This window comes from Cobetia sp. (assembly GCF_983723665.1).
The window spans coordinates 1-3,020 of record NZ_CFDJES010000226.1; the positions used below are offsets into that span (position 1 = coordinate 1).

General features: G+C 65.2%; 4 protein-coding genes. 2 read left to right on the plus strand and 2 right to left on the minus strand.

All coding sequences use genetic code 11. The features are described 5' to 3' along the window. A complete protein-coding gene (sfsA, locus tag AC4FAH_RS14155) occupies positions 1–843 on the minus strand; it encodes a DNA/RNA nuclease SfsA (protein WP_490246269.1) in 843 nt (280 codons plus the stop codon). Then, a complete protein-coding gene (locus AC4FAH_RS14160) occupies positions 843–2,027 on the minus strand; it encodes an aminotransferase class I/II-fold pyridoxal phosphate-dependent enzyme (RefSeq protein WP_288986657.1) in 1,185 nt (394 codons plus the stop codon). The genes sfsA and AC4FAH_RS14160 overlap by 1 nt, the downstream gene beginning before the upstream one ends. A 275-nt stretch (positions 2,028–2,302) precedes the next feature. Between AC4FAH_RS14160 and dksA the strand changes: the two genes are divergently transcribed. Together dksA and AC4FAH_RS14170 are read left to right on the plus strand one after the other, a co-directional pair. After that, positions 2,303–2,740 carry an RNA polymerase-binding protein DksA gene (gene dksA, locus AC4FAH_RS14165; RefSeq protein ID WP_043333424.1) on the plus strand — a complete coding sequence of 146 codons (438 nt, stop codon included), beginning with the start codon at positions 2,303–2,305 and terminating at the stop codon, positions 2,738–2,740. A 134-nt stretch (positions 2,741–2,874) separates the two neighbouring features. Then, the coding region (locus tag AC4FAH_RS14170) for a glutamate--tRNA ligase family protein (protein ID WP_490246270.1) at positions 2,875–3,020 on the plus strand (146 nt) is incomplete at its 3' end.

Below are 3,020 nucleotides of genomic sequence, written 5' to 3' on the forward strand. Positions count from 1 at the left end.
TCAGCCAGCAAAGCGCGCGTCATGCAGTGGCAGCGCGCGCGTCAGGCCCAGTCTTGCTCGCCACAGCGGCTGACCCGCGTCCGAGAGAGACTCCTCGAGCGTGATCTGCATGCCCAGCGCCAGCACCTCGACACCGGCGGCCTGCGCCTGGGCAAAGGCCTGCGCATAGGCCGGGTCGAGATGCGCCGCCGGTGCGACATCCTCGATCCCGTCATGGGCGACGCAGAACACCAGCACGCAGCGGTGGCCTGCTGCGACCAGCGCCGCGAGGCTGGCCAGATGACGCTGTGCACGCGTACTCACCGAGTCCGGGAAATAGCCGTGACCGTCGGATTCACGCAGCGTCAGTTGCTTGACCTCCAGATAGATCGAGGCCGCCCCCTCCTCCTTCGGCCACATCTGGAAATCGAGCCGTGAGCGTTCCGGGATGTCATTGCCCGGCAGCAGGACCTCGACACGCGACTCGCGCTTGAGGCGCGCAAAGTCGGCAAGCCCCATGTCGTGCAGCACGCTCACGCTTGCCTGCTGCAGCGCCGCCTCGACATGGGCATTGGCACGTCCGGTATGCACCGCCACCAAGGCCTCACGCCGGCCGTCAGCGCCGGGCGGGTCCAGGGGCAGGCGAATCAGCTCCCAGGTCCAGGCGAGCTTGCGCTTGGGGTTGTCGGACGGCGATAGCCATACCTCACAGCCTTCGACGCACACCGCGCGCATCGAGCCGGTATTCGGGCAATGCGCCGTCACCACTTCACCGGCCCGCTCACCCTCGAGCAGCTCCACCTCGGCGAAGAAGCGCTTGTAGCGACGGATCAGACGACCACGATACAGCCCCTCAAGCTCCATCAAGCCGACACTCCCGCCTGAGTGGCGCGCCGCTCAAGGAAGCGCTCCATGCGGGCCAGGGCCTCGCGCAGACGCGCCTCATCAGCGGTGAAGGCGATACGCACATGGCGTCGCCCTTCGGCCAGCGCGAAGTCCGTACCCGGCGTGATGGCGACATTCTCTTCTTCCAGCAGTGCGCGGCAGAAGGCCTCGCTGTCATCACTCAGATGCGAGATATCCAGCCAGACGTAGAAGGCGCCCTGCGGCGGCACCGACGGCGCCAGCCCCAGGCGTTCGAGCCCGGCCAGCAGCACGCCACGGCGGGCTTCGAGCACCTGCCGACGCCGCTCGAGCTCCGCTTCGCATTCCGGCGTGAAGGCCGCCAGCGCCGCATGCTGGGCAGGCGTCGAGGCAGCCAGGAAGACATTCTGCGCCAGGCGTGACAATGGCTCGACCGCCGCTTCCGGCGCCACCAGCCAACCCAGCCGCCAGCCCGTCATGCCGAAGTATTTCGAGAAGCTGTTGATGACGAAGGCATCGGGGCACTCCGCCAGTGCGGTGTGCGCAGGCACGCCATAGGTCAGCCCCTGATAGATCTCATCCACCAGCAGGTGCGCATAACGCGACTGGCACAGCTCGCCCAGCGCCTGCAATTCCTCGGGCGACAGCACGTGTCCGGTGGGATTGGAGGGCGATGCCACCATCACGGCCCGCGTGTTCTCGCGCCAGAAATCATCGGCAAGTTCGGCGGTCAGCTGCCAGCCACTCTCGGCATTGACGGGCACCACATCCAGCTGGGCATCCACCAGGCCCATGAAGTGGCGATTGCAGGGGTAGGTCGGGTCGGCCATCAACACGCTGTCGCCACGTTCGGCGCACAGCAATGTGGCCAGCAGCAAGGCACCGGAGGCGCCGGGCGTGATGATGATACGGGAGGGAGACACCGTGACGCCGTGGCGGCGCTGGTAGTCTGCCGCGATGGCCTCGCGCAGGGCCGGCAGGCCGCAGGCGGGGGTGTAGCGCGTCTGACCGGCCGCCAGCGCCGCCTGCCCGGCGGCGATCACCGGCGCGGGGGTCGGGAAGTCGGGCTCGCCCACTTCCAGATGAATGACGTCATGGCCCGCGGCCTCGCGCGCCTGGGCGGCTTCCAGCAGCGTCATCACGCGAAAGGCAGCGACGGATTCAAGACGGCGGGCAAACGGCATGACAACACTCCTCAGGATGGGAGCTTCATTCTAGGCGCCTGCCAAGGCCCATTCCCAGCCCCTTCGTGCAGGAAAATCGGTGTTTGCCGGTACACGCCGGACCACTGCCCGCTACAAACTATCGTCGGAGATCGGTTGCAAACTTGTCATTTTTACGCTAAATAAGCTGATCTTCTCGCGAGGGCAGCAGTCAGGACAGCCCCCTCGCCGTGGCCAAGGAGGCAGTGCAACAGACTGTCGACGGCCCAAGTCACCTTGCGGAATGAGGCGGTCCCATGCCCTTAGCTGAAACCAAGCCGGAAGCGCTTAAGAAATTCACCCCGTATGAGCCGGCAGCGGGTGAAGAGTACATGAACGAGAAGCAGCTAGCGCACTTCCGTCAGATCCTGCTGGACTGGAAACAGGAGCTGATGGAAGAGGTCGATCGCACCGTGCGTCACTTGCAGGAAGATGCCAACAACTACGCGGACCCTGCAGACCGTGCCACTCAGGAAGAAGGCTTCAGCCTCGAACTGAGAACACGTGATCGCGAGCGCAAGCTGTTGAAGAAGATCAACGAGACCATCGAGAACATCGATGAAGACGACTACGGCTTCTGCGAAGCCTGCGGCGTCGAGATCGGCATTCGTCGTCTGGAAGCACGTCCGACCGCTACCCAGTGTGTCGACTGCAAGACGCTGGCCGAGTTGAAGGAAAAGCAGCTGGGCCGCTAAGCCCTGCTGTCGATGAAGCGACGTCAGGCCGTCGCCCTCATCCCCCATACGGGCACCCTCCTCGGAGCGGTGCCCGTATGCGTTCAGGCCCTGCTGCCTGCGAATTCCCCACCACGAAGGATGACGGAGCCCACATGCCTACCGCCTACCGTGGCCGCTTTGCCCCTACCCCTTCCGGTCCGCTGCATGCGGGCTCACTGCTGTCCGCCGTCGCCAGCTATCTCGATGCCCGCCATCACGGCGGCGAGTGGCTGGTGCGTATCGAGGATATCGACCCGCC

Coding starts and splice junctions, on each gene's coding strand:
- sfsA (WP_490246269.1), bottom strand. CDS start 843: ATGGAGCTTGAGGGGCTGTATCGTGGTCGTCTGATCCGTCGCTACAAG.
- AC4FAH_RS14160 (WP_288986657.1), bottom strand. CDS start 2,027: ATGCCGTTTGCCCGCCGTCTTGAATCCGTCGCTGCCTTTCGCGTGATG.
- dksA (WP_043333424.1), top strand. CDS start 2,303: ATGCCCTTAGCTGAAACCAAGCCGGAAGCGCTTAAGAAATTCACCCCG.